Source organism: Legionella gresilensis (genome assembly GCF_900639865.1).
GTDB classification, from domain to species: domain Bacteria; phylum Pseudomonadota; class Gammaproteobacteria; order Legionellales; family Legionellaceae; genus Legionella_C; species Legionella_C gresilensis.
The window spans coordinates 1-26,238 of the sequence record NZ_CAAAHX010000005.1; the positions used below are offsets into that span (position 1 = coordinate 1).

Below are 26,238 nucleotides of genomic sequence, written 5' to 3' on the forward strand. Positions count from 1 at the left end.
CCGTACAAGCCGATGATCATCAGCGACCTTAATAACAACCTCGCCTCCGCTTACTTCTTTATCAAACCCAGCTACATCTAAACTCATGCTTCTTCTTTTTATAAAACTCGTTACAATAAATGCAATAAAGAGCTTTGTTTTTTAAGCCTGCATGATATAGTCTGCAAAATTAAAATCAATAATTAACCCTTACGCCTTTCGACCTGCTCGTCTAGATCATTTCGCGACACCGACTAACTTTACTTAGAAGTACTCTACCCTATTTTAAAAAATTTATTCTCAAAAGATATCTTAGTAACTTAGGAGTAATTCTTAAATCAATAAAAATAATTCAAGTAACCTTAGCTTAGGCTTTAACTTTGTCTAGCATTTTTACTCATCCTAAAGCCAATGAAATCAGCCTTAATTAAGTTTTAAAGCTAATTAAGTACAAAAATGATCTTTTTACACTATCAACTCTTAATATTAGATTAATTATCAATCATTATAATCGCAAACCTTCCAATTTAAATTTATTTCTAACATGACTAAAATTAAAGTTGCTGTAACGTTTAGTCCCGAAGTTGGTGGAGTTAGTGTTTTTTCTTTGATGAAATTGTTTACTTCAGCAAATTTTGAAGTTATTGAGGCTGATTATAGAGAAATAATGAGAGCCATACCCATGGAGAAATTTACCGCAGCGTATACTACTCCTGAAGGTCGTAATAAGCTTTTTGCACATACTAAATATATGGCTAGTGAACTTCTAAATAATGTATCGTGTTTAGCATTGTCAGGAAACACGGCCATGATTGATCCGCATCTATTTAATGAAGCACGCAATACAAATGAACTGTATGACTTTTCGCGAACAATTGCGGAATTAGCCTTAATACATGTAGCTACCCAGAGAGGTATGCCTATCTTGGGAGTTTGTGGTGGACATCAAGCACTTGCTGTTTATAGCGGCTGTACTGTTAGGCCTTTAAGCGAGAACGAACTAGGAAGACAGGGATTTCGTTCGTATGACAAAATCATTTTCAACATCCAATCCCTTTTAGGTTAAATTTTTAAATTTAATGAAAAAAATTCCTTTTCTAATTCCAAAACCTTGGAGAGAAATTTTTTTGGAGCTCATAAACAAGTTGTTAACCAGTTAGGTATGTTTTTAATTGTAACAGCTTGGTCTAGTGACAGTGAATTAATTGAAGCACTTGAAGCAGAATATGGAGCTCCCATAATTGGAACGCAATTTCATCCTAAAGTTACCATACATGGTTTACCGCCCGATGCTGCTCATATAGGCAATATAGGAGAAATAGAAGTTAGCTTAAAGTTATTTCATTTTTTTATTGGGCGGCCCAAACCTATGAGAATAAAAAAAATATCCAAAAAGACCTACAACCAGGTATACCGAAGCTTAAGAAAACAGAATTAAACATAAGTATAGATAAGCCATCAAGCAATGAGCACAAAACAGGCAATAACAATAATTACAATGATGAAGTAAACACAAATATCCAAACTAATAATAACCAAGTTCTAAATATAATCGAAGGTTCTGAAACAACGCAGATACCTGCTACGCCTGCTAAAATTGCCACGCCGGCTACAATTGCTACGCCTGCTAAAATTATGAGCAACAATTTTGCTACTTTTTGGCAAGAAACAGATACACAGACTGTAGATGAAGTTAATATACTTCAGGGGCAAGATAATTTAGAAATAGGAAGTCAATAAAATATATTTAAATCAATGGGGGTGATTGTAATTCCTTCAGAAATTACAATCACAACCTATGTCGTCCTTCACATATCAATTTTTATTAAAAAAGTTAACTTGATAAACACACTATCCTGTTTTCCAAATGAAAAATATCTCTGTTATATTCAAGTTAATATAGGCTGAGTTGCTTTAAATGCATGATCAATACAATCATCAACTATATCCTTTACTTTCTTTTTATACTCCTTCAATTCCTTTTTGGATTTAGGCCAAGGTTGACGCTCAATTAATGCTTCAGCTTTGCAGTAATAAGAATTATTATTTCTTAATATTTTATTTAGGTGCCGAAATATATCATTTGACAACTTACTACAATCTTTTTCAATAAGTTGTTTTTCTTAGTTTTTATGATGCTTCTAGATACAAACCTAGTCCCTTCATTAAAAAAACGATAAAGTTGATTAATTTGAGGGGTTTAAGTTAATCGAGCTAATTGTTTATCACGAAAGCAAATGAATTTATTAAATAGCTCTTGAGTAATAACTTTCTTTTTGAACCATTCGGGGAGTAATGCAGTAATACGATCTACCTCAGCTGAATTATTACTAGCAATAATAATATAAGCTAAGTCCATACAGCCAGCAAATACATCCTTACCTATTGACGCTATACTAATAGGTATTTCCAATGTTTGTAATTTATTACAACCATAGAACGCCCAATGACCAATAGAGATTACACCATTAGAAATTACTAATTTGCGTAAATCGATGCAATTTTCAAATGCGCTATCATCAATGAAGGTGACTCCTGCAGGAAGGTGAAAAATGCCATCAGAAGTAATATCATCCTTGCTTACTCGTAAGATTGTTTTACTATCAGTGCTTAACTGCATTTTTTACTTACCAAAATATAAGGCAACATCAATTAATTTTTGAACATCTTCTTTTTAAGAAATAAAGCAAGAAATACAAAAAAAACACCCCAATATTACATTACTACAGCCTACGATTGGCGTGCACTATATTAACTAAACTAATTAAACAACTTTGGGGCTATTATAACCTAGATAATAATTCAACTAAAATAACTATTAGTGATTCATCCCCCTGCTTGCACAGGGGGCGTTAAATAATGAGAAATGATTATGCATCGGCAGAAGCAGCCAACATCCATCGAGCTTTTTCATGAGCAGCAATACGATCGCTTAGTAAAGTTACGGTCCCTTCATCTGCTTGATCTTGTGCTATCTTTAAGGATTGATTTAAATCTTTAATTAAAGTTCCGTTATCTTGGGCTAATTCCTTCACCATTTCATTTGCTGAAAGGCTTGAATCGCCATCTTTTACCCGCTTTAAACGATTAAATTCATTAAATGTAGCAGGCGCTTTATGTCCTAATATTAGGATACGTTCAGCAACTTCATCTACTGCTTCAGCAAGTTCTTGATACTGATTTTCAAAAAGTTCATGTAATGCTTTAAACTGAGGCCCTCGCACATGCCAATGATAATTTTGAGTCTTTAAATATAAGGCATAAGTATCTGCTAATAATATAGAAAGCTGACTAATAACTTCTTTCATGTCAATCTCCTTAATAATAAACGATAATGATGAGTTTAAGCATAGAACAAATAAATGATATTTAAAAATCAATTATTTATATTGTTATCATTAGGGTTATTTATAATAAAGATTGAAAGCTAATAATCCAATTACTCTCTCCTCCCACTTTAAAAGCAGATTTTCTTTAATAAATGAGAATGCTATATTCAATTTATAATTAATGGACTAATTTAAAAATATGGGTAGGATGATTCCCAAAGATGAGCGTGCAAGTCTTTCTAAATTAATTTTACCTGGCATCCTAGGTAATATTCTTGAATGGTATGACTTTTCACTATATGGTTATTTCGCCCCTATTATTGCTAAACTTTTTTTCCCTACTTCTGATAAATTGTTATCCTTATTAGCAACGTTTGGTGTATTTGCAACTGGGTTTATAATGCGTCCAATAGGAGCATTATTATTTGGTTATTTTGGTGATCGCAATGGTAGAAAGAAAACATTAGCAGCATCTATCATTTTGATGGCTATACCTACCACCCTGATTGGCTTATTACCTACCTATCAACAGATGGGTATTTTTGCAGGAATATTACTACTTATCTGTCGCTTATTACAAGGATTAGCTGTTGGCGGTGAATTTTGTGGATCTATTGTTTATATTACTGAACATTCTCCAGCCAATCGCCGTGGCATGTTTGGCAGTTGGGCTATGTTTAGTGCCTTTGCAGGGTTATTATTAGGCTCAGGGGTAACGGCATTATTTAACGCTCTCCTTTCTCAACAAGATCTTATTAGCTGGGGCTGGCGTATTCCATTTATTGCCGGGCTATTGTTAGGTGCTGTAGGGCTGTATTTTAGGCTACGTATGCCAGAAACACCCAATTTTGTTACTATCAAAAACAGACAGCAAATCTTAATTAACCCAGTTAATCAAGCCTTTAAAGTTGCAGCACAACCCATGGTCATTTCAACTGCACTGGTATTTTTACCTGCAATGAGCTTTTATCTCCTATTTGTTTATTTACCTTCTTATATGACTGAAATCTTAGGTATGTCATTACACCGAAGCCTTACGATTAATACTATCAGTATGTTAGTAATCATTCTTGTAATTCCTTTGATAGGCTTATTATCTGATATAATTGGACGCAAGCCTGTTTTATTAACAGGTGCTATAGGATTTGGCCTTCTTTCCTATCCTTTATTTCTATTAATCCAGCATACGACCTTTATATCTGTATTATTAGCTCAAGTGATGTTTGCTATATTAGTTAGCTTTGCTTATGCAGCTATTCCTGCCACGCTAGTAGAACTAGTAGGAACGAATATTCGTTATACTGCAATGTCTTTTCCTTATAATCTTTCTAATGCAGTCTTTGGTGGTACAGCACCGCTCGTTGCAACTTATCTTATTGAAAAAACTAATAATCCTCTAGCCCCAAGTTTCTATCTGATATTTGCAGCAATGATCATGTTTTTTGTTGTGCCTTTAATACAAGAAGGCTATAAGAAATCACTACAATGATATAGCCATAGGCAAGAGATTATCTTAAATTTAATGCCTCTTCTTGAGATAGAAGTAGTTAATTCTTTTCTCTATTTCTAATAACTTTCCTATAGAAATGGTAACTATACAGCTTAATTCTATTGTTACTATCACCCTAAATAATAAATATCAAGTATAATAGATTTTTTCATCTTTTTAGAAAGAGCTAGATAATGGATGAGCAACTTTATACTGTACCAGTTATGGATTTAAACCAGATTAATAATGCTACCCAACAAATAAGCTTACAATCACTTGAGGCTGGAAAAGTTGTTTATTTTCCTGCTTATTTCTTTAATTTTCCAAGTGTCAATAATTTATTAACCGAAGCTATTTTGGATGGCAAGCGGAAAAATATTAGCTTTGATTATCGTACAAAAGATTTAAGTGGTGTTAAAAAGCAAGGACCTAATTCATTTAAATTAAAAATTGAACTAACAGAATTTATGCAACAATATGCTAATTTCGCCAGAGTATTAGTTAATACATTATTACCGCAATACCGATCTCACCTACAGTGGGGCAGAACTAGCTACAGGCCAGCGCAAATTTTAGGCCGTTCTACGTCTAAACGGAAGGATGATACAAGATTACATGTGGATTCTTTTGCAGCCACGCCAGTTAATGGCTTAAGAATTTTACGTGTTTTTTGTAATATTAATCCTTTTGGGGAACCTCGTGTTTGGCATTTAGGAGAACCTTTTGAACAGGTAATGCAACGCTTTGCCAAACAAATTCCAAATTATCGAGCCTCAACAGCAAAATTATTAAAGCTTATTAAAGTAACCAAAACACTACGATCAGCTTATGATCATTATCAATTACAATTGCATGATCGCATGAAATTAGATGAAAGTTATCAGCAAACTGTGAAAAAGACATCTTTTGATTTTGCTGCTCAAAGTACATGGCTGGTATTTACCGATCACGTTTCTCATGCAGCATTAAGTGGCCAATTTCTATTAGAGCAAACATTCTATTTACCCGTCGCAGCTATGGCTAAGCCTGATTTATCTCCCCTTAAATATTGGGAGCGTGAAAAATCAGCTCAGTTGGCGACTTTATAATGATTCCTTCCAAAGCTATATTTAAGAATACTTTTTCTCAATAATAGTTTGATAAAATTGCTGATTGCTAGGTGCTGCAGTATGCACATTTTCCGCCACGGTTTTTATCAAACTTAGCTGCTCTTTGGCCGATTTATCTTTACTTTTTAATAAGTTATAGATTATTGCTACACCCTTTGGAACTAATTTTTCGGTTCCATCTTCAAAACATATATTTGCGCCACCGCCGTTAGATATAAAGCTATAATCCTCAACTTTAAATGGGGTTATTTTGATCAACTCCTCTATAGATTTTAAACGTTCTAAATGTACCTGGTCTTCTTCAATGGTTTCCTTAAGTGCTTTTTCTTTCATAAAAAATTATAAATTAGTTAAACCTATAATTAATTATAATTGCTAGTTAGAAAAAAGGAGAAAAAAATAGTTATTTTTATTAAAATTTTTTAATTAATTTTACAATAATAGGTATTGCTTTTAAATCTCCCCTTTATATCAAGATAATTTATATTGTTTAAATCTAATTCTTAATTTATATTTCCGATTCATTGCGAATTTATTTGAGGCGAAAGATATGAAGGTCAATAGTTTATACAGCACCTTACAATATAAATTAGTTCAACAGCCTGATTTTAAATTAAAAAATAAAATTGTACCTTTTAAAGATATCACATTAGATAGTAAAAATTATTATCGTCTCGCTCTACCTATTGAACAATTTGCATTAAATGATAATTGGCTACTTAATGAAGCTCATCTTAGTATTTATGAAGAATTGGATTCTAAAAACCCTGCCTTAGGGCCAAGCCACTTTACGGCAATCTGGCAAAACAAAGTAGGTGCGACTTACCGCCTCCATATCTTTTTAAATAATAACGATGTTTTAGCATGTTAGCCAACTTGGGATTATATAGAAGAATCAGGTCAATTTACTAAAGCAAAGATGCCTGCTGAATTAGAAAGTTTAGTACAAACTATTCTCCAGCTTGGTTTGCCATACCTTCAGCAACTACGCAAAGAACAAGGTATTATTGTTCAATCATTAGAAGTAAAATACTCTAAAATTGAAAAAACACTTCAGCAAACATCATCAAACCTACTGCAAAATCAAAAATTATATTTAGAAAAGACTGCAGAAATTAAACCTATTCTTAATTATTTGTATCAAATTACAGATCATATCAAGTGGTCTCGATTACAAACTTACTTTGATAAATTCTCAAAAGCACTTATTCATCAATCTACTATAAAGACAGCTTCATCTACTGATGAACGAGAAGATTTTTTAGATCCTGAATCTAACCCCAAAAGTTCAACTCAAAATTCTTCTAATTCACAAAAATCATCAAATAACCAAAAACTTTCCGAATCTACCCTACTTCTTAACGAAATTCTCGTCATCTATGAACGTTTTCAAAAGTGCAAACAAGATGAAGATAAAATTAATTTTATGAATAATATTATTCATAAAATTTACTTATTTGATTTAAATAATTGGAATTTATCTTTTGCAGAAATTGAAAAATTAAAAAAAATTGAAACTGATATTGAAAAAGCAGCTTACCCCTTATTACAAACTGCCCTTATTACTAACCAATTTGAAAAAGCGCAATCATTACAGGCTTTTTATTATCTTCTAAATTCAAATATTTATGCCTTTAGTTTAAAGCATCGTAATTCTAAGTTGTTAGATTTTCTTATTAAGAATCTTCATATTCCAGTTAATAACTATGAATTTACTGTAGGTAACATAAACTATCCTAATGCTTTGATTTACTGTATGCAGGAACGCAACAAAGACGATAATTTGATAAACTGCTTTGCTGAGCTTATTAAAGGAGGAGGTAACTTAATGTTACCGATTTCTACAGGCAAGGCACCTTTAGCCCATATTGTTTTGTCCAGTCAACCAGTGCACCCTTTTTACTCTGCCTTAGAAAAAACTGCAGATTTAACGCTCGATAATAAAGCCTTTTACCAGCAACTTATCACCGCTATGCAAGCTTATAAAAAACAAGTTATAGATCAAAAGGAACTTACTAAAATTGATAATGCTATTTTAGTTTATCAACAAATGCTCGGCGAAATTGGCATTGCTAAACAGCTTTTTAATCGCTCAACTAGAAAAACATTTAGAGATTTGTCGCAAATTGTTTCTAAAATTACATCACCATCCTTAATAGCTCAGCTACAAGTTGATCACGATATTGTCAATTCAAGACAAAGGGCCGAGAGAAAAATTCAAGCATTATTGCAAAAATTAAAGAAAAATCGACGTGCATATAAGGGTCTCTCTCTAAATTCGATTGTCGAGGCAGATTTTAAAAAAATTCAAGAAACTTTATTAAGTATTGAGCAGGTTGATTGTGATTACGATGAACTAAAAGAAGCAGCGCTTGAGAATTTTCAGCTGCTTTCAGAGCTATTTGATGAAATTGATACACTAATTGATATTACACTAGAGTTACGTTCTAAAGGGATGTTTGTAGGTAAGAGAAATAAACATGTTCATCAACTCATTAAAAGCAAAGAGGAAGTCGAAAGTAGAATAGAACTCATTACAAAACAGCTACCCTTAAATGTACTGAGAGAATTGGATTTATCTTTTGTGGAAGATAACTTATTACAAAGCTTACTACAAGTACAAGGCTTAGAGACTGAACTAGCCAACTTTACGCAAAAATTAAATAAATTAGGGTTCTTTAATGAGGAGCTTAAGGGTACTAAAAATACGGGTAAGGAAGAGAAAGAAGAGGACAAAGAGAGCTTACCCGACTGTAGTCTTTCTTAATTCCTAACTAAATTAAATTATATTGCTATAACAATATAATCTAGTTAACTTTAAAAAAAAAAAAAAAAACCCGCCAAAGGCGGGTTTTTATTAGGGTTGGGAAGGCTTACATCATACCGCCCATGCCACCCATGCCGCCCATGCCGCCCATAGCACCAGCGTCCATAGCACCAGCATCACCTTTCTTAGGTAAATCGGCGATCATGCACTCTGTAGTAAGCATTAAGCTAGCAATAGATGCAGCATTTTGTAATGCAGTACGGGTTACTTTAGTTGGATCTAAGATACCAAACTCAATCATATCACCATATTCACCAGTTGCTGCATTAAAGCCAAAATTATCTTTGCTCTCACCGACTTTATTAACAACTACAGACGCTTCATAACCAGCGTTAGAAACGATTTGACGTAGAGGTGATTCAATAGCACGACGAAGGATATTAATACCCATGTCTTGGTCAGTGTTATCACCTTTTAAGCCTTCTAAAGCTTTTTGAGCACGAATTAAGGCAACGCCTCCACCAGCAACGATACCTTCTTCAACAGCTGCTCTAGTTGCATGAAGAGCGTCTTCAACACGTGCTTTCTTCTCTTTCATTTCAACTTCAGTTGCAGCACCAACTTTAATTACCGCAACACCACCAGCTAGTTTAGCAACGCGCTCTTGTAATTTTTCGCGATCATAATCAGAAGTTGTTTCTTCCATTTGAGCACGAATTTGAGTAATACGCGCATTGATGTCTGCAGCTTGGCCTTCACCATCAATGATGGTTGTATTCTCTTTAGTCACTACAACTCGTTTTGCAGTACCTAAATCTTCTAAAGTAGCTGCTTCTAAGCTCTTACCAATTTCTTCAGAAATAACTTGAGCATTCGTTAGAATAGCAATATCTTGTAACATTGCTTTACGACGATCACCAAAGCCAGGCGCTTTTACAGCACATACTTTAACGATACCGCGCATGTTGTTAACAACTAATGTTGCTAATGCTTCGCCTTCAACATCTTCAGCGATAATTAATAAAGGACGACCAGATTTCGCAACGCTTTCTAAAACAGATAACATATCGCGAATAGTAGAAATTTTCTTATCAACTAATAAAATGAATGGATGCTCAAGCTCAGCACTCATATTTTGTTGGTTGTTAATAAAGTATGGAGAGATATAGCCACGATCAAACTGCATACCTTCAACAACAGATAATTCATTTTCAAGACCGTTACCATCTTCAACAGTGATGACACCTTCTTTGCCAACTTTTTCCATCGCTTCAGCGATAATTGCACCAATTGCTTCATCAGAGTTTGCAGAAATAGTTCCTACTTGTGCAATTGCTTTGCTATCTTTACATGGTTTTGACATTGATTGTAATTGCTTAGTAATAGCAGTTACTGCTTTATCAATACCACGTTTTAAATCCATTGGATTCATACCAGCAGCAACAGCTTTATGGCCTTCAACCATAATTGAACAAGCAAGTACCGTAGCAGTCGTTGTACCATCACCAGCAGCATCAGATGTTTTAGAAGCAACTTCTTTTAACATTTGAGCGCCCATGTTTTCAAAGCGTTCTTCAAATTCAATTTCTTTTGCAACTGACACACCGTCTTTAGTAATAGTAGGTGCACCAAAAGAGCGTTCGATAACAACATTTCGACCGCGTGGACCCATAGTTACACGTACAGCGTCAGCTAAACCATTTGCACCAGCAAGAATTTTCTGACGTGCTGAGTCACCAAAACGTAATTCTTTAGCCATTTAAGTCTCCTATAATTCGTTTGCTTACTTTTCAATTACGCCGAAGATATCCTCTTCACGCATAACGACTAATTCTTCACCATCAACTTTTACTTCTGTACCAGAGTATTTACCAAACAGAACAATATCATCAACTTTAACAGCTAATGCTCGAACATCACCATTGTCTAAGTATTTACCTGCGCCAACTGCAATAACTTTTCCACGCATAGGTTTTTCTGTAGCACTATCGGGAATGACAATACCACCAGCTGTGGTACGTTCTTCTTCCAGACGACGAACAACGACTCGATCGTTCAAAGGACGAATTTTCATACTTCTCTCTCCTGATTGGTTAATCACCTATAATTTTCAGATTACTCTGACCTTTTAGTAATCCACTTAAGGTATGAATTACCGATGACAGCCATATGGGGGCAAGTATATTTATTTCAAGGGGGAGAGATAAAAAAATTTTGGTTTTTTTACTGCTCGCACTACAATGGAAAACTGTATAGCAATCTTTCAGAGGTATTCATGAAAAAATGGCTTTTATTTACCTTAAGCTACCTATTTTCTATTCTTTGCTTTGCAGAACCTTTACCAGTGAAAGATATCTTTCAAGTGCACGTGAGTCGCCTTAATCCTAACCAGTTTTTAATTAAATGGGATATTAAACCCGGATATTTTTTATACAGCGATCGAATCAGTATCAATGTACCAGATAACAGTAATGTTCAATTAGGTGATATCCCCTTTCCACCTACCTTAACTAAAACTGATTTACAAGGTAGAACTTATACCGTTTACCGCAATCAATTAGATCTCCCTATTGGTGTTTTAGGCAAAGAACCAGGTGAAACACTGATTAACCTACATTACCAAGGTTGTGCAGATGACGGTTTTTGCTATCCACCGCAAAATAAGCAAATAAAATTAACGATTGCCAATGATTTATCTTTAAGTAGTGCTGAATTATTCCAAGATACGAGCTCTGAAGATAGCCCTACGCTTACCGAAGAAAATAATACTAATTATGATTCCATTTTTTATAATCACAATCTTGGGATGACTCTTCTTATTTTTTTTGGTTTTGGATTATTATTATCCTTTACACCCTGTATTTTACCTATGATTCCAGTTCTCTCTGGAATTATTGTAGGCCATAGTAAAACAATAACAACAGGTAAAGCATTTCGTTTATCGTTAAGTTATGTATTAAGCATGTCAGTAACCTATGCCATAGTAGGTGCACTTGTTTCTTTATTAGGCAGTAACTTACAAATCGTTATGCAATCACCCTGGGCCGTTGGTTTTTTTAGTCTTCTTTTTGTCTTATTGTCCCTGTCTATGTTTGGCTTTTTTGAACTAAAGTTACCCGTTATTTGGCAAAGTAAATTAGCACAATTAAACCGCCGTCAAACAAGTGGGCATTATTTAAGTGCAGCGATTATGGGGTGTTTATCGACTTTAATATTATCGCCTTGTGTAACAGCGCCTCTCATTGGTGTGCTTGGCTATATTGCTAACACAGGCAATGTTATTTTCGGCAGCTTAAGTTTATTTTTCTTAAGCCTCGGCATGGGAGCACCACTCATTTTAATTGGAACTTCTGCTGGCCGCTTATTACCAAAAGCAGGTCTTTGGATGAACACGGTTAAATCTTTTTTTGGTGTTTTATTGCTTGGCGTTGCTATTTACCTTTTAAGTAGGATTTTACCTGGCATCCTCAGTATGATCTTATGGGCAGCTTTATTTATTTTTTCTGGTATTTACCTAGGTGCTTTAGTCCGTGCAACTACTAATTATACAAAATTCTGCCAAGGGTTAGGCCTCATCCTTCTCGTTTATGGATTATTGATTTTAGTTGGTGCAAGTATGGGAGGAACTAACCCCTTACAACCTTTAGCATCCTGGTCTCAAGCAAAAGAAAATAACGAGATTGGCTATCAACCAGTTAAATCAATTGGAGAAATTGAGCAAGCCATTGCAAATGCCCAAGGCAAACCAGTTATCCTGGATTTTTACGCTGATTGGTGCGTAACTTGCCAATTTATTGAGGCTAACGTCCTACAAAGTCCAGAGGTTAAAGCCCTTCTAAAAAACTTTGTTGTTTTAAGAGCTGACATTACTGCCAACAATACAGCTAATCAGGCGCTAATGCGTAAATATAATGTTGTTGCTCCACCTACCTTCTTATTTTTTAATAAAGAGGGTGATGAGCTAGAACATTCCCGCTTAGTAGGCGAAATAAATAGTCAGACCTTTATTAAACGCTTACAAAGTGTACAAGCACAAGTGAGCCTAGAAAATTAGTTTATAGAAGCTCATCAAAATTAGGTAAAAAAGACTACCTAAAAGTTTAAGGTGGAGGAGCTTGCTGCGGCTGCGGCACACCAGGCTCCATTATTGTACCAGGTTGAATAGTTGTTTCCGGCGGAGTGGTAACTGGCATTTGTAAATTATCTACGGGCTGAGCAGGCTGAATAACTTCTTGTTGTTGAATTTGTTGAGGTTCGCCAGGCATACTATTAGTAGGAGTAGTTATCTCTGTAGGCTGATTTTCAATCGGCATATCAGGCTGTATAGTCATTTCTCCAGGTGCGGCTGGATTAGTTTGTACTGAACCGGGCTGATTGATTACTCCCTGAGGCTCAACAAAACCAGGTTGAGTAGCCTCTGGCGTTGTTGTCGTTTCTACTGGAGCAGTTGTATCCATTTGATTAACTTGTGGTTGAGTTACTTGCTCTGGCTGTATAGATTCCTCAGCCGGATTTGCATTATCCTGGCTAACACCGGGTTGGATAACTTCCTGAGGTTGATGAATTTCTTCAGGCTGAATCGTTTCTTCTGTAGAAGGCGCGGTATTATTCCGTTCGATATTAGGGTCAACAACATCTCCTCCTGTAGACCCAGCCTCTTCAGTTTGCGCAGGGGCTTGCTCAGTAGGTTCTGTTACAACAGGTTGGGATTCTTGCTCCTGAATACTATCTTGCGATTTTATATCGCCTGGCTGCTGACTATCAGGTGCTGTTATTACTTCAGGTTGTGTTACTGTATCAGGCTGCTCAGTTGGTTTAACATCAGTAGGTGTAGGGACTTCCTCAGGCTGTTGAGCAGGCTTATCAGTTACCTCTGCTGGTTGAACAATATTATCTTTTTGCTGAACGTCAGTTTTATCATCTTTAATATCGCCATCTTCCGATTTCATATTGTCTTCATTTATTAATTTTGGTTTTTCTTCTGGCTTAATGACGTTTATCTCGCTATTATCTATTTGTGGTGTTGCTTCTTTTGCGGGTTGCAAGTTTTGCAAATCTTCTGTTGCCAACGGCTTGCCTGGATCTTTATTTAATAATTTTTGCTCTTGGGTAAAGGGAGCTGGTGGCGCAGGTGGTGGCGTTATAGCAACAGCTGGCTGATTTTCAATAGCAGATGCAGGTTGTGCTGTTTTTGCATCTGCGCTCCCCAATAAGCTTTCAGATTCAGGAGCAATAGCTGCAATCGGGGTTTTGGGCGCTTGCATAATTTGTGCAGCAGGAACATCAACTAACGCTTGACTTACAGGCCTTGAAGATACAAATGCCTGAACAGGTACAGCTGTTATACCGTTATTAATATTTATATTCTGATAGTTAATGACTGTATTAGGATTATTGTAAATAGTTGTCAAGTAATTCTGATTAATATAGGTATTGCCCAAATTAAGCTGAGTAAAGTAGGCCTGGCTGACTGGATAAGGTGGAATATACACATCCCCAGGACCTAAAGGGAACCAGGCTATGCCTCGTCTTCCAGCGGCAAGATTGAGTGGATAATTGCGACCACCCACAAAAGCAACGAGCGCAGGTGCATAAATAGGCTCAATATTGGCAGGGCCTGGGACCCAAATCCAGCGTCTTTCCGCAAAAGCCCAGCGGCCATAATGGAAAGGAGCAAATCCCCAAGGTTGGTCATCTACCCACGTCCATCCCCAAGAACGAACCCAAGTCCATTGACCTACTCGATAAGGCACCCAGTCAGAACTTATGCGATTTGGGACCCAAGCCCGGCCATATTTCTTAGTAACTATCCATTTACCATAATAAGTAAGATCTTCATAACCTATCATAGATGTAGAAACATATGTTTTGACCTCTATAAGGCGTTGATCACGAGCTAAGCTCCATTTATCAAAACTATCCGTTGGACCAATGGCAGCACATTGAAAACGTCCTAAATTCGTGCCCCAAAATTTACAAATACGTCCTAAAGTCATCTTATAGGCGTTCTTGCGGCCATAAACGATTGCACTTCCCTTACGCACAGTAACCGTAGTTGCCTGTTTAGTTACATCAATTCGATAATAGCCAGGCTGACGAATGACAAAGGCTAGATTTGGCGTGTCAATTTCATAAAATTGTTGAGGCTTAATATAACGTATGCTTAAGATTAGAGTACCTTGGGTAAGTTTAAATTGACCAACGGTACTATTAAGATTTAATATCTTCATGTAAGTTTGGGGACCTTGCCTAAGCGCACTTAAACCAAGTTGAAGCTCAACCTTAGAGTCTAAATCTATCCAAAGACTATCCCCTACAATAAGAGGCCTATTTAATTTAGCTTTTACCCAACGATTTGCACCAGCAGGAAGAAAACTTACTACATTATCCATAAAACTAATACGAGCAACACGATCAGGTGGATCAGCGAAAGTAATGTTAGTTATAAACATGGCTATTAAAATAAAAAGAAAATATAAAAATGGCCCTCTTTTCATAAACCAGATCCTTATATTAAAATCTTAAAAACAAAACTTAATGTCTTAAGCTATTGTTTATTTTAAATAATTTCTTTTTTTAAAATAAAGTGATGTTGATTAATTTTTTTACTAAATCTTATTAAGTATGGGCTCAATTTTGTTTTTTTACATTGTTATATAGGCAAATGATTAACAATTTAATAAACAAATGTAGGTTGCTGCCAGCTTAACTTACTTCGTGCTAGCCTAAAAATGGATACCCGCCTTCGCGGGTATGACAGTATTGGCTACTAAGTTTTTTGTCATACCCGCGAAGGCAGGTATCTATCTGCCAAATTTTAGCAGGAGTAGGCTGGGCTAATCATCGCGCAGCCCAACATCTTCAGTTATAAGGTTTAACCTAATCATAATTTGTTGGGCTGCACTTCGTTTAGCCCAACCTACTTTCAGTGCCTATATAAATATGAGAGAAAAATAGTTTTGCAAAATAGACATCTTTAGACTAAAAAAGATATAATTATCCACTTTTTTTACAAGAAGCCCATTTAATATAGGCGTTTATAGAGCTATTAAGTTAGATGAATCATAAAGTAGGTTTTGTTAGTCTAGGTTGTCCTAAAGCATTAGTTGATTCTGAAAGAATTATTACCCAACTACGCGCGCAAGGATATGAGTTGGTTTCCACTTATCAAAATGCTGGTGTCGTTGTTATTAATACCTGTGGATTTATTGACGCTGCAGTTACAGAGTCCCTTGAGACTATTAAAGAAGCAATGGTTGAAAATGGCCGCGTTATTGTAACTGGCTGCTTAGGCGCTAAAGCGGATGTAATCCGAGAAGCTTGTCCTGAGGTACTTCATATTAGTGGCGCTCATGCTTATGAAGAAGTAGTTAGTGCTGTACATCAACATTTACCGCCGCCTAAAAATCCCTTCACACAGCTTATACCACCTCAAGGAATTAAACTTACCCCAAGGCATTATGCTTATTTAAAAATTTCCGAAGGCTGCAATCAAAAGTGTACTTTTTGTATTATTCCTACTATGCGAGGGAAACTGCAAAGTTATTCCTTAACTCAAGTACTTACTGAAGCACAGCGACTCAAAGAAGCAGGCGTAAAAGAAATTTTAATTATATCGCAAGATACGAGTGCTTACGGTATAGATACCCGTTATCAATCGATAGAATGGCAAGGTAAAAAATTAACTACCCGCTTTTATGATTTGTGCCAACAACTCGGTGAACTTGGTATTTGGATTCGTCTACATTATGTTTACCCTTATCCGCATGTGGATGAAATTATTCCTCTAATGCGTGATGGTTTGATTCTACCTTATTTAGATATTCCCCTTCAGCATGCTAATGCACGCGTATTAAAAGCAATGAAGCGCCCTGCTAATCGAGAAAATACACTATCACGAATTAACCATTGGCGTGAAATCTGCCCCGACATTACATTACGTTCAACCTTTATTGTGGGTTTCCCAGGTGAAACTGAAGCAGAATTTGAGGAATTACTCGATTTTCTTATAGAGGCAAAACTTGATAGAGTTGGCTGCTTTAAATACTCACCTGTTGAAGGTGCCCAAGCAAATGAATTAGCCTTTCCTATTTCAGAAGATATAAAAGAAGAGCGCTATCATCGTTTTATGCAAGTTCAGGCTGAAATTAGCTATCAAAAATTAAGAGAAAAAATTGGTTCGCGACAAACCGTTTTGATTGATGAAATTACACCCGAACATATTATTGCCCGCAGTAAAAGTGATGCACCTGAAATTGACGGTTTAGTGTATTTACCCCCTAATGATAATTTAGCAGTTGGGAACTTTGTGGATATTAATATTGTCGATAGCGATGATTATGATTTATATGGCGAGTTTGTATAATCTTCTATGAAAAACTAGGTAGATAGTTTAATGAAAATTAACAATTGCTAAAATCTCCTTACATTTATCTTGGTAATTTATAACTTTAGAGGAAGCTAAAATATTTTGATGTAATACTTTATGGTAAAGCTTATAAGCACTAGTAAGTATTTTAAATACATCTGCTTCAATCACTCTACATTCAGCTAGTTTTTTAATTAAACTCAATGTATTAGTCTCCCTACTTAATTCGTGAGTCGGATTTGTAAGAATAAGAAATTGGACAAAAAATTCCAGATCGATTAAGCCACCGGGCGTATATTTAATCTCATCTTCGCCTTTAAGATGGCGATTTATTTTTTGACGCATGGCTTTTATCTCATTAAAAACCCATTCCTTAGGCCGTTCAATCAATAATATACTTTGTTTTAAATTTTTAAATTGAGAATGAATAGTTGTATTGCCAAAAATAACGCGCGCCCGAATTAATGCTTGATGCTCCCAAAGCCAAGCCTGATTTTTTTGATAGTCGATAAATGATTTTATGGCACTTACTAACAATCCTGCTTCACCTGAAGGTCTTAAACGAGTATCTACTTTATAAAGAAGTCCTGATTGCGAACGAGTTGTTAACATATGCAAAATTTTCTGGGTAAGGCGTGTGACCAAACTTTCTTCTTGTAATTGATTATCATAAATGAATACCAAATCTAGGTCAGAATTATAATTCATTTCCTGACTACCTAATTTACCATAAGCAATAATAGCAAAATTTGATTTAATCTCTGGGATTTGTGGATAACGTTTACCTAAGTCTATGAGGGCTAGTTTAACAACTTGTTCAACAATAACTTCAGCTACCATGGAAAGGAAATAAGCACTTTGCAACGCACTAACATTACCCTGCTGTTCAGCCCGTGCAATTAACAGCCAATTAGTTAATTTAAATTGCCGTAATATTTCTTCTTGCAGCTCAAGATCATTACTTTCTAACAATTGCTTTTGTAATTGCTCTTGTAGTTGTGTACGTGAAACTGGCTGCCATTCTTGTCCTTGATCTAATAAAATTTCTAACAAAAATGGATGGTTAACTAATAACCCTCTGATAAAAGCACTATTATTAAACCAGATAAATAACTCTCTTAATGCTTGTGGATTTTCAGTAAATAACGTTATATAAGCACTGCGAGTTACAATATTTTCCAATAAATGAATCACATTAAGTAATACTTCGCTAGTATTTGCAACATTCGCAAGCTCTCTTAAAAGTAGAGTCATGAAACGATCAAGTCTTAACCGAGCGGCTTGATTAAGACGCCGACAACGAGGGCCATGTCGAAAGTTCGATAATAATTGATAACAACGTTCTGCATCTTGATAGCCTAAACTAGTTAGCAGATTAATAGCCATGGTACTTTCAGCATGACCTTGCCAAACATTGTTTAACTGGGAATCTAATAGCTTGTCACTGTCATCGTAATCAATTGCTTGCTTTAACACAGAAAGAAAGAGATTGCGTATAATTTTTCTAAAGCGCTGTACTATTTGTAGTAAAGAATCCCAGCTTACAAAACCCATAGCTAAGGCTATTTTAGCTTGCTTGATAGGTTCTGTAGGTAGCGCATGTATTTGCTGATCATTTTCACTTTGTAAGCAATTTTCGAGTTTTCTTAAAAATAAATAGGCTTGTGTTAACACATCTGATCGGGAAAGAAGTTGCTCTTCTTTTAAGACTGAAAGTGCTTTTACCAGATTAGGTTGTTGTAATCTAGGTATACGTCCGCCTCGAATTAATTGAATACTCTGAACAATAAATTCAACTTCTCGAATGCCACCAAATCCTCTTTTTATATCATCTAACGTAGGATTTAATTGCACTTCACGTTCAATCATAGCTTTCATACTGCGCAGGGATTCTATGACACTAAAATCAATATAACGTCTATAAACAAAAGGCGTAATTAATCTTTGAAACCATTGAGCACGTAAAGCTGGAGATGCACTTATTAAGCGCGCTTTTACCATGGCATAACGCTCCCAGTCCCGCCCTTGCTCTTGATAATAGGTCTCCATGGCTGCTAAGGAAGACACAAGTGCTCCGCTTTCACCATTAGGTCTCAGTCGTAAATCTACTCGAAAAACAAAACCATCTTCAGTTACATTCTGCATTAATTGGATAAATAACTGGACTACTTTAGTAAAGAAATACTGATTATCAACTTGCTGTACTCCAGTAGTATAACCAGATGCAGAAAAGGCCATAATTAAATCAATATCAGAGGAGTAATTTAATTCTTGTCCCCCCAGTTTACCCATTGCTAAAATATAAAGTTCAACCGGGTTTCTTGCTTCATCTTCTGGATGGCCATAACGGAGCGTCATTTCCTGCATACAATAATTTAAGGTAAACAAGATTAAAGCATCCGCACAATCTGACCAAGATGCCATTGTTTCTTCAACCGTTGCTAAGCCGCTTAACTCGCGTAAGAGATGTCTTAGGAAATGATAATGTCTAAAATTACGAATAAATTTATTAATAGGCTGGGTTGTTTTAGTATGTAGTTGCTGCAAAGAATTCTTATAATCAATAAAATTAAGTTGTTTTTGCCAGTCGTCTTCAGTAAGTAAATACTTTAAAATTTCAATTTGCTTACCAGCATAATTACTTACTGCTAGCAAAGTTTTTACAGCATCACGCAATGGATGCTCTAAATTAGAAAAATATTTATCAAATAAGCTACAATTAGATTGTAATATTTTAGGAATAATTAACACACTTAACCTTTCAATTTTAATAATAGACCTTTTTCCAAACTGGCATTAATGAGACAAGGTCGGTCGAAACAAGTCTGGAAAAGTACCGTGTCATGAAGTACATGAGCATCCCCATCTACATGGGGGTAGGCTTTGAAGACCTTTTTTCGGCCGAGATTAGCTATCAGTGGCATTTTGAAAAGAGGGCTTGTTAATTTTAACTAATCATAGTCATACTTTCAGCAGAAATTAAAGTACACCTTAAGATTTTGCTAAACTCTAATTTTAGTACTTAGTACCGATAGCTGATTAAAGCTATACTGATAAAAAGTAATAAGGGTAATTATTATGAAAAGGATTTTACTTTTTACGCTCCTATTATGTGTTAATGTTTTTACTTTTGCAGAAGAATCCCCACCTTTACGGGTAGGCGTTGATAACTTTTATCCTCCGTATGTGATGCGAGCTGGTAATAATCAAGTTTTTGGCTTTGATATATCCATGATGGATGGTGTTTGTCAGTTAATGAATAGAAAGTGCATCTATTATCCAATGCCTTTTACAAACTTATTAAGTAAAGTTGAACAGGGTGAGTTAGATGCTGCAATTGGTGCAATTACTATAACGCCTGAGCGAGCAACACATATATCCTTTTCGATACCCTATTTAACTAGTCAAGCTCGATTTTTAAGCAATAGAAATGTTAAACCTGCTTCCTTTAATCTGGCCGCCTTAAAAGAGTATAATATTGGCGCAGTTAGAGGAACCGTTTTTCCTCAATTACTTAATTCACTGGGCGTTCCAGATTCCCAAATTACCTTATATGATAGATTTGATTTTATGATTGATTCTTTAGGTGATGAAGAAATCGATATCGCAGTTATGGATAATGCAAGTGCGATGAATTGGCAGCAACAGTCATCAAATGTATTAATAGCACTAGGCCAGCCTTTTAACTATGGTTACGGGATAGCAATTGCAATTAATCGTAATAAGACAGAGTTACTTAGTGAAATCAATGGAGCATTAGAAAAATACTTAAAAGGACCAGAATATAAGAAAAACCATGATAAATATTTAAGTTATTTTTGATACCTACAATAACTTTTTAGTGCTGAAATATTTATTAACTTCCCAGTTAAACCATTTACAGCACCAAACAGCTATTTCTAAAAGCAAATGAAATTAATTTATATTTTAATGTAGAGTTTGTCCATTTACCAAACACCGAGTAATGACCTTTCTAGTGACAAAATCACCTTGCGCTTCACCATAAGCGGTTTTAAAGTGCTCAGCTAACATAATTACCCAATTAGACAGCCTAAAATTCATTCGTTTTTCTTCAGGGTTAACAAACAGCTCAAATAAACCCAATGATTCACTATTATTTTGGCTGGCATATTCCTCCATAATTTGCTCTGCTACATAAATATCTTTTTCCTTGGTTGGCCAATTCTTATTCATAACCCCCCCTCTCTCTATTCTGTAGGCCATTTTATTCTAAACGTTATTTAGATGGGGGCAAATAGTTAAATTACAAGTGGGTAAAATTTATTAGCAAATTTTTAAATAAGAAATTATTAATTTATGGTTGTTCTAACGAGCGCTTTACCCTTAACTCATATTTAGGTTTACCAAGAGTAGGTTCCTGCCAAAGGGTAACTAATAAAACCATTATAATGGGACCTAAAAATAGGCCTAATAAACCGAGGGTCTCAACGCCACCTAAAATACCAAATAATACGGCTAAAAATGGCAGCTTAATAGCGCCGCCAATTAAAACGGGTTTGATAAAATGATCAGCAACGAACATAACAATAGTACCCCAAATCACCACTACAATGGCTGCAATCAACCCACCAGAAGACAATAAAACCAATGCAACAATAATAAATACAATAGGGACGACAAAGGGGATCATGGCTGCAAAGGCTGTAATAAAGCCAATTAAGGTTGGTGCGGGCAAACCGACAAGCATGTAACAAAATCCCATTAATACACCCACGCCTAAACCAACAACGACTGTCCCATTCACAACTGAGCGTAAAGCAGAAGGAAGACGATCTGCGTAACGATACCAGCGATTACCTAAACAAAATTTTCCTACTTCATTAATTTGTGCATGTAACTTTTCACCATCTCGGTAAAAGAAAAATAAGGTAAGCATAGTAAAACCAACTTGAAAACCACGATGAGCTAAATTTACGCCAATTTGTTTTATATAATAACTTGCAGGTGTCAATGACAAATGCATGTTAGATAAGAGACTTCGTACATTGCCTGGCTGCCCTACATGATTATTCCAATAGTTGACTAATTCATTGTTTATGATAGGAAATTGTCTGATAAAATTAGGAGCCTCGCCGCCATCCCGATTGAGCATTTGTAAATAATTAATAAAAAATTGTAATTCCTTGACAAGTAAGCCAATTAACCAACTTAAAGGTAGTAAAAATAACAAGCTTAATATTGTTGTAAACAATAATGCAGATAAATTGTCATGATTACCGAAAAAAGTACGCCAACGTTGGTATAACGGATAAGTGGCTATTACAATAATGCCTGCCCAAATAATAGAGGGTATAAAACGATGAATAATAAATAAGCTTAAACAGATAATACCTAAAGTTAAGCCAATATTAATAAGTTCTTTATGATTTTCATTCATAGGCCAAAAGTCCAAGCTAAACTTTTTAGAATAAGACATGCTGGCACTGCTGCTAATATGTCATCAAGCATCACACCTAATCCGCCTTTTACGCGTTGTTCAATAAATGAAATAGGAAATGGCTTCCATATATCAAATAAACGAAACAGAATAAAACCTGATAGCATCCAAAAAAAGCCTATGGGCGCACCAGCCATGGTTAAAAGATAACCTACAACTTCATCCCAAACAATACCACCATAATCATCTACACCCAAATCCTTCACCACTTTATCACTGACATAAATACCAAGTATAAAAAATAAAAAAATAATAAATAAATAAATGGGAAGAGAATAATTATTAATTAGCAAATATAATGGAAAAGCAGCAAGCGTTCCCCAAGTGCCAGGGGCAATAGGCAGTAAACCACTTCCAAACCCAAAGGCAACAAAATAAACGGGATCCTGCCATACTCGCAATGAAAATCTGTTTGCACTCATATTTTATTCCTAAAAGTGACTGTAACCGTGAGAGCTTATTGGGTCGATTTGTCCGTTATAACAACCTCGCAGCCCCTTTTCATTTTCTATCATACCAATTTGGTAACAATTTAATTCATATTTCTTTAAGGCTTGCAGAAAATCATGATGTCGATTCGCGGGTATAGTGAAGCATAGTTCATAATCATCCCCGCCTCGTAAGGCCGTCGGAATCGCTTTTTTTCCCTGATATTTTTTTACTAAAGGATGAATAGGAATAGAGGACAAGTTTAAGCATGCGCCGACATTACTTTCTGCACAAATATGATTAAGATCCCCACTTAAACCATCTGAAATATCAATTGCTGATGTAGCATAAGTTCGCAGTAAAGGAATTAAATCTATCCTAGGTTTAGGATATTGTAATTTATTTAATAATTGTGAAAAATCTAAAGCTTCTAGTTGATTTTGATGATCTAAAAATTTAACAGCTTGCGCTGCCGCACCTAATTCACCCGAGACCCAAATCTCGTCACCTGGTTTTGCACCTGAGCGTCTAACTGCGTTGCCTAAAGGCGTTAAGCCATGGATTGTTAATGTCATGCTTAATGGACCCCGAGTGGTATCACCGCCTATTAACGCAATATTATATTGCTTTAAAGCAGCATGTAATCCTTCAGCAAAACGCTCCAACCATTTTAAATCTAAATTAGGCAAAGTTAGTGCAAGTGACATCCAACATGGCTCTGCAGCCATGGCAGCCATATCACTGACATTGACCATCACAGCTTTCCAGGCAATGGCATAAGGATCCCAGCTACTTAAAAAATGAACTTCCGCAACTAACGTATCAGTGCTAACTAGCAAGTGATATCCAACTGGGACTTCTAGACAAGCAGCGTCATCACCAATTCCAAAGATAACATCGTGGCGATTAGCAGCGCCCTTTTTAAAAAATGAGTCAATTAATTCAAACTCGTTCATGATTTTAAATTAATTTCAGCGCTACGCACCTGCTTAGCTAATTTATTAAGTACCCCATTTACAAATCGGTGCCCATCTTGAGCACCATACTCTTTAGCTAACGACACTGCCTCATCAAGGACAACACGATAAGGAATTTCAGGGCAAAAAATTAACTCATAAGTGCTTAGTCGTAAAATAGTTAATTCTATTGGATTTAAATGGCTAATCGGAATATCCAAGAAAGGCGAAAAATTTTCTTCAATCACTTGTAAAGATTTAGGAATACCATATAAAAGACGACAAAAATATTCAGAATCAACTTTATCCATGTTATTTATAATGCGAAATTGCGTTTCAATTTCTGAAAGCTCATGTCCTGACATTAACCATTGATATAAAGCTTGTAATACAAGCCTTCTTGCACGACGTTTACCACGGATAGCGTGTTTCTCCACCATTACCTCTTAATCATCATCTTTCATTTCATCAATTGCTTGTCTAAAGTCACTTATGTCTTTAAATCGCTTATAAACCGATGCAAAGCGCACATAAGCAACATGATCAAGATTATATAATTGTTTCATGACTAGCTCTCCCACTAAACTAGCCTCTATTTCACGTTCGCCCCGCCGGCGAATATCTTGTAAGATATTCGCAATAGCAGCCTCTCTTAAATCGACACTAACTGGTCTTTTTTCTAGCGCTCTTTGCATACCAGAACGTAAATTATCTATATTAAAAGATTCTCTGCGACCATCACGCTTAATAATTGCTGGCATAATTAACTCAGCTGTCTCAAACGTCGTAAAACGTTCATGACATAGCAAGCATTGCCTTCGGCGTCGCACTTGCGCGCCTTCTGCAACTAAGCGAGAATCAATCACCTTAGTTTCTTGTGCATGGCAAAAGGGACAATACATAATAATCAGTTAGCTAGAGTAAACTGGGAAGTCATGACATAATTGTAAAACTTGATTCTTAACTTGTTGAAGAATCTCTCCATTGTTAGGATCATCAAGAATATCACAAATCCAATCACTAATCATTCTTATTTCTTTTTCCTTAAAGCCTCTCGTGGTGACAGCTGGCGTGCCTAAACGCAAACCACTTGTTACAAAGGGAGATTTTGGATCATTGGGTACAGAGTTTTTATTTACGGTAATATTTGCTTTACCTAAAGCTGCATCTGCTTCTTTACCTGTTAGGTTTTTTTCAATTAAATCAACCAATAATAAATGATTTTGTGTTCCGCCAGATACAATTGAATAACCTCTGTTAATTAAAACGTTTGCCATTTCTTTGGCATTGGCTAACACTTGCTGTTGATAAACTTTAAACTCAGGTTGAAGAGCTTCAGCCAAAGCAACGGCTTTAGCTGCAATAACATGCATCAATGGCCCACCCTGCATCCCTGGAAAGACAGCTGAGTTTAATTTTTTCTCAATTACTTCATTAGAGCGGGCTAAAATTAAACCTCCACGCGGGCCACGCAATGTCTTGTGTGTGGTGGTTGTAACAACATCTGCATAAGGAAGTGGGGAGGGATATAATTCTGCCGCTACTAAGCCTGCTACATGGGCCATATCGGCTAATAGATAAGCACCCACTGAATCAGCAATTGAGCGAAATCTTACCCAATCTAAATGTTGGGAGTAGGCTGAAAACCCAGCTATAATCAATTTAGGTTTGTGCGCCTTTGCTGCTTGCTCTAAGGCATCGTAATCAATTAAACCTGTTTTAACATCCAGGCCATATTCGATGGCTTGATATAATTTACCGGAGAAATTAACTTTTGAACCGTGTGTTAAGTGACCACCATGAGGTAAAGCCATTCCCATTACTAAATCACCTGGTTTTAAGAGAGCCATCATAACTGCGGCATTTGCTTGCGAACCTGAATGTGGCTGTACGTTTACATAATCAGCTTTAAATAATTTTTTTGCTCGCTCAATAGCCAAAGACTCAGCAATATCAACATATTCACAACCACCGTAATAGCGCTTACTAGGATAACCTTCAGCGTATTTATTCGTTAAAACAGAACCTTGCGCTTCCATTACACGAGGACTTGCATAATTTTCCGAGGCAATAAGCTCAATATGTTCTTCTTGTCGTTTTTTTTCAGCTTCTATTGCCTGCCAAAGTTGATCATCAAAGTTGGCAATTGTGCAGTTTTTATCAAACATTCGTAGTCCTCTTTAACATAAGAAATAAAGTAATTATAGTTTCTTTTTTAGCTTGATTGTAGACAAGATAGATAAGCTTAGATACTTAAATTAAAAGCTTACTTAAATTTCTATATAAAAAGCAAACGGCACAACTTGCATAAAGGATATTTAGCGCTAACTGATTTGGTATATAAGTTAATTACT

23 protein-coding genes are annotated in these 26,238 nt (G+C 35.7%); 9 read left to right on the forward strand and 14 right to left on the reverse strand.

Annotation, left to right across the window (positions count from 1 at the left end; genetic code table 11):
• The first annotated feature begins 523 nt into the window (after nt 1-523).
• Nucleotides 524-1,045 (forward strand): gamma-glutamyl-gamma-aminobutyrate hydrolase family protein, encoded by a 522-nt coding sequence (locus E1P04_RS18370; RefSeq protein WP_131782220.1) that lies wholly within the window; start codon nt 524-526, stop codon nt 1,043-1,045.
• A gap of 45 nt (nt 1,046-1,090) precedes the next feature.
• Nucleotides 1,091-1,417 (forward strand): gamma-glutamyl-gamma-aminobutyrate hydrolase family protein, encoded by a 327-nt coding sequence (locus E1P04_RS18375; RefSeq protein WP_131782221.1) that lies wholly within the window; start codon nt 1,091-1,093, stop codon nt 1,415-1,417.
• Between the two features lie 762 nt (nt 1,418-2,179).
• Here the strand turns inward: E1P04_RS18375 and E1P04_RS07035 are convergent.
• Both E1P04_RS07035 and E1P04_RS07040 read right to left on the reverse strand, forming a co-directional pair.
• Nucleotides 2,180-2,599: a leucine-rich repeat domain-containing protein gene (locus E1P04_RS07035; RefSeq protein ID WP_131782222.1), complete on the reverse strand. Its 420-nt coding sequence runs from the start codon at nt 2,597-2,599 to the stop codon at nt 2,180-2,182.
• Nucleotides 2,600-2,849: 250 nt separating this feature from the next.
• The gene (locus E1P04_RS07040) at nt 2,850-3,287 is read right to left on the reverse strand and encodes a Dps family protein (RefSeq protein ID WP_131782223.1); all 438 of its coding nucleotides are present in this window, start codon (nt 3,285-3,287) and stop codon (nt 2,850-2,852) included.
• 220 nt (nt 3,288-3,507) lie between these two features.
• Between E1P04_RS07040 and E1P04_RS07045 the strand changes: the two genes are divergently transcribed.
• Together E1P04_RS07045 and kdoO are read left to right on the forward strand one after the other, a co-directional pair.
• The gene (locus E1P04_RS07045; RefSeq protein ID WP_131782224.1) at nt 3,508-4,797 is read left to right on the forward strand and encodes an MFS transporter; all 1,290 of its coding nucleotides are present in this window, start codon (nt 3,508-3,510) and stop codon (nt 4,795-4,797) included.
• Nucleotides 4,798-4,991: 194 nt separating this feature from the next.
• Nucleotides 4,992-5,885, forward strand: coding sequence for a Kdo hydroxylase KdoO (gene kdoO / locus E1P04_RS07050; protein WP_131782225.1), 894 nt, complete (start codon nt 4,992-4,994; stop codon nt 5,883-5,885).
• A gap of 21 nt (nt 5,886-5,906) precedes the next feature.
• On the opposite strand, the gene E1P04_RS07055 is transcribed toward kdoO, so the two are convergent.
• Nucleotides 5,907-6,239 (reverse strand): hypothetical protein, encoded by a 333-nt coding sequence (locus E1P04_RS07055; RefSeq protein ID WP_131782226.1) that lies wholly within the window; start codon nt 6,237-6,239, stop codon nt 5,907-5,909.
• 217 nt (nt 6,240-6,456) lie between these two features.
• On the opposite strand from E1P04_RS07055, the gene E1P04_RS07060 reads away from it, so the two are divergent.
• Both E1P04_RS07060 and E1P04_RS07065 read left to right on the forward strand, forming a co-directional pair.
• Nucleotides 6,457-6,777 (forward strand): hypothetical protein, encoded by a 321-nt coding sequence (locus E1P04_RS07060; RefSeq protein WP_131782227.1) that lies wholly within the window; start codon nt 6,457-6,459, stop codon nt 6,775-6,777.
• Nucleotides 6,778-6,825: 48 nt separating this feature from the next.
• Nucleotides 6,826-8,673, forward strand: a complete 1,848-nt coding sequence (locus E1P04_RS07065; RefSeq protein ID WP_131782228.1) for a hypothetical protein — start codon at nt 6,826-6,828, stop codon at nt 8,671-8,673.
• A gap of 106 nt (nt 8,674-8,779) precedes the next feature.
• Here the strand turns inward: E1P04_RS07065 and groL are convergent, their stop codons facing one another.
• Entirely contained in the window at nt 8,780-10,432 is a 1,653-nt protein-coding gene (groL, locus tag E1P04_RS07070; protein WP_131782229.1) for a chaperonin GroEL, read from the reverse strand.
• A 24-nt stretch (nt 10,433-10,456) separates the two neighbouring features.
• Nucleotides 10,457-10,747 carry a co-chaperone GroES gene (groES, locus tag E1P04_RS07075; protein WP_131782230.1) on the reverse strand — a complete coding sequence of 97 codons (291 nt, stop codon included), beginning with the start codon at nt 10,745-10,747 and terminating at the stop codon, nt 10,457-10,459.
• Between the two features lie 201 nt (nt 10,748-10,948).
• Between groES and dsbD the strand changes: the two genes are divergently transcribed.
• Complete coding sequence (gene dsbD / locus E1P04_RS07080; RefSeq protein WP_131782231.1) at nt 10,949-12,727, forward strand: protein-disulfide reductase DsbD; 1,779 nt, start codon at nt 10,949-10,951, stop codon at nt 12,725-12,727.
• Nucleotides 12,728-12,773: 46 nt separating this feature from the next.
• Here the strand turns inward: dsbD and E1P04_RS07085 are convergent, their stop codons facing one another.
• Complete coding sequence (locus E1P04_RS07085) at nt 12,774-15,170, reverse strand: DUF6600 domain-containing protein (protein WP_131782232.1); 2,397 nt, start codon at nt 15,168-15,170, stop codon at nt 12,774-12,776.
• Nucleotides 15,171-15,730: 560 nt separating this feature from the next.
• On the opposite strand from E1P04_RS07085, the gene rimO reads away from it, so the two are divergent.
• A complete protein-coding gene (gene rimO / locus E1P04_RS07090) occupies nt 15,731-17,038 on the forward strand; it encodes a 30S ribosomal protein S12 methylthiotransferase RimO (RefSeq protein WP_131782233.1) in 1,308 nt (435 codons plus the stop codon).
• A gap of 27 nt (nt 17,039-17,065) precedes the next feature.
• Here the strand turns inward: rimO and glnE are convergent, their stop codons facing one another.
• Nucleotides 17,066-19,792: a bifunctional [glutamate--ammonia ligase]-adenylyl-L-tyrosine phosphorylase/[glutamate--ammonia-ligase] adenylyltransferase gene (gene glnE / locus E1P04_RS07095; protein WP_207385996.1), complete on the reverse strand. Its 2,727-nt coding sequence runs from the start codon at nt 19,790-19,792 to the stop codon at nt 17,066-17,068.
• Nucleotides 19,793-20,119: 327 nt separating this feature from the next.
• Between glnE and E1P04_RS07100 the strand changes: the two genes are divergently transcribed.
• Nucleotides 20,120-20,863 carry a transporter substrate-binding domain-containing protein gene (locus E1P04_RS07100; protein ID WP_131782235.1) on the forward strand — a complete coding sequence of 248 codons (744 nt, stop codon included), beginning with the start codon at nt 20,120-20,122 and terminating at the stop codon, nt 20,861-20,863.
• Nucleotides 20,864-20,968: 105 nt separating this feature from the next.
• Here the strand turns inward: E1P04_RS07100 and E1P04_RS07105 are convergent, their stop codons facing one another.
• From E1P04_RS07105 to glyA, 7 genes are all read right to left on the reverse strand, one after another.
• The gene (locus E1P04_RS07105; RefSeq protein ID WP_131782236.1) at nt 20,969-21,235 is read right to left on the reverse strand and encodes a hypothetical protein; all 267 of its coding nucleotides are present in this window, start codon (nt 21,233-21,235) and stop codon (nt 20,969-20,971) included.
• A 121-nt stretch (nt 21,236-21,356) separates the two neighbouring features.
• Nucleotides 21,357-22,439: an AI-2E family transporter gene (locus tag E1P04_RS07110; protein WP_131782237.1), complete on the reverse strand. Its 1,083-nt coding sequence runs from the start codon at nt 22,437-22,439 to the stop codon at nt 21,357-21,359.
• Nucleotides 22,436-22,921, reverse strand: a complete 486-nt coding sequence (locus E1P04_RS07115; protein ID WP_131782238.1) for a phosphatidylglycerophosphatase A family protein — start codon at nt 22,919-22,921, stop codon at nt 22,436-22,438. The genes E1P04_RS07110 and E1P04_RS07115 overlap by 4 nt, the downstream gene beginning before the upstream one ends.
• A 9-nt stretch (nt 22,922-22,930) precedes the next feature.
• A complete protein-coding gene (thiL, locus tag E1P04_RS07120; protein ID WP_131782239.1) occupies nt 22,931-23,884 on the reverse strand; it encodes a thiamine-phosphate kinase in 954 nt (317 codons plus the stop codon).
• A complete protein-coding gene (gene nusB, locus E1P04_RS07125; RefSeq protein ID WP_131782490.1) occupies nt 23,881-24,321 on the reverse strand; it encodes a transcription antitermination factor NusB in 441 nt (146 codons plus the stop codon). Before nusB ends, thiL begins: the two co-directional genes overlap by 4 nt.
• 9 nt (nt 24,322-24,330) lie before the next feature.
• Nucleotides 24,331-24,786 (reverse strand): transcriptional regulator NrdR, encoded by a 456-nt coding sequence (gene nrdR / locus E1P04_RS07130; RefSeq protein WP_131782240.1) that lies wholly within the window; start codon nt 24,784-24,786, stop codon nt 24,331-24,333.
• 9 nt (nt 24,787-24,795) lie between these two features.
• Nucleotides 24,796-26,052, reverse strand: coding sequence for a serine hydroxymethyltransferase (gene glyA / locus E1P04_RS07135; RefSeq protein ID WP_131782241.1), 1,257 nt, complete (start codon nt 26,050-26,052; stop codon nt 24,796-24,798).
• Between the last annotated feature and the right edge of the window lie 186 nt (nt 26,053-26,238).

What these genes read in the sequence shown, in the direction of transcription:
- E1P04_RS07060 (WP_131782227.1), top strand. Translation starts at nt 6,457, where the DNA reads ATGAAGGTCAATAGTTTATACAGCACCTTACAATATAAATTAGTTCAA.
- nrdR (WP_131782240.1), bottom strand. Translation starts at nt 24,786, where the DNA reads ATGTATTGTCCCTTTTGCCATGCACAAGAAACTAAGGTGATTGATTCT.
- groL (WP_131782229.1), bottom strand. Translation starts at nt 10,432, where the DNA reads ATGGCTAAAGAATTACGTTTTGGTGACTCAGCACGTCAGAAAATTCTT.
- glyA (WP_131782241.1), bottom strand. Translation starts at nt 26,052, where the DNA reads ATGTTTGATAAAAACTGCACAATTGCCAACTTTGATGATCAACTTTGG.
- rimO (WP_131782233.1), top strand. Translation starts at nt 15,731, where the DNA reads ATGAATCATAAAGTAGGTTTTGTTAGTCTAGGTTGTCCTAAAGCATTA.
- E1P04_RS07100 (WP_131782235.1), top strand. Translation starts at nt 20,120, where the DNA reads ATGAAAAGGATTTTACTTTTTACGCTCCTATTATGTGTTAATGTTTTT.
- E1P04_RS07045 (WP_131782224.1), top strand. Translation starts at nt 3,508, where the DNA reads ATGGGTAGGATGATTCCCAAAGATGAGCGTGCAAGTCTTTCTAAATTA.
- E1P04_RS18370 (WP_131782220.1), top strand. Translation starts at nt 524, where the DNA reads ATGACTAAAATTAAAGTTGCTGTAACGTTTAGTCCCGAAGTTGGTGGA.
- E1P04_RS07105 (WP_131782236.1), bottom strand. Translation starts at nt 21,235, where the DNA reads ATGAATAAGAATTGGCCAACCAAGGAAAAAGATATTTATGTAGCAGAG.
- E1P04_RS07110 (WP_131782237.1), bottom strand. Translation starts at nt 22,439, where the DNA reads ATGAATGAAAATCATAAAGAACTTATTAATATTGGCTTAACTTTAGGT.
- kdoO (WP_131782225.1), top strand. Translation starts at nt 4,992, where the DNA reads ATGGATGAGCAACTTTATACTGTACCAGTTATGGATTTAAACCAGATT.
- thiL (WP_131782239.1), bottom strand. Translation starts at nt 23,884, where the DNA reads ATGAACGAGTTTGAATTAATTGACTCATTTTTTAAAAAGGGCGCTGCT.
- E1P04_RS07085 (WP_131782232.1), bottom strand. Translation starts at nt 15,170, where the DNA reads ATGAAAAGAGGGCCATTTTTATATTTTCTTTTTATTTTAATAGCCATG.
- E1P04_RS07115 (WP_131782238.1), bottom strand. Translation starts at nt 22,921, where the DNA reads ATGAGTGCAAACAGATTTTCATTGCGAGTATGGCAGGATCCCGTTTAT.
- E1P04_RS07035 (WP_131782222.1), bottom strand. Translation starts at nt 2,599, where the DNA reads ATGCAGTTAAGCACTGATAGTAAAACAATCTTACGAGTAAGCAAGGAT.
- E1P04_RS07055 (WP_131782226.1), bottom strand. Translation starts at nt 6,239, where the DNA reads ATGAAAGAAAAAGCACTTAAGGAAACCATTGAAGAAGACCAGGTACAT.
- groES (WP_131782230.1), bottom strand. Translation starts at nt 10,747, where the DNA reads ATGAAAATTCGTCCTTTGAACGATCGAGTCGTTGTTCGTCGTCTGGAA.
- dsbD (WP_131782231.1), top strand. Translation starts at nt 10,949, where the DNA reads ATGAAAAAATGGCTTTTATTTACCTTAAGCTACCTATTTTCTATTCTT.
- E1P04_RS07065 (WP_131782228.1), top strand. Translation starts at nt 6,826, where the DNA reads ATGCCTGCTGAATTAGAAAGTTTAGTACAAACTATTCTCCAGCTTGGT.
- E1P04_RS07040 (WP_131782223.1), bottom strand. Translation starts at nt 3,287, where the DNA reads ATGAAAGAAGTTATTAGTCAGCTTTCTATATTATTAGCAGATACTTAT.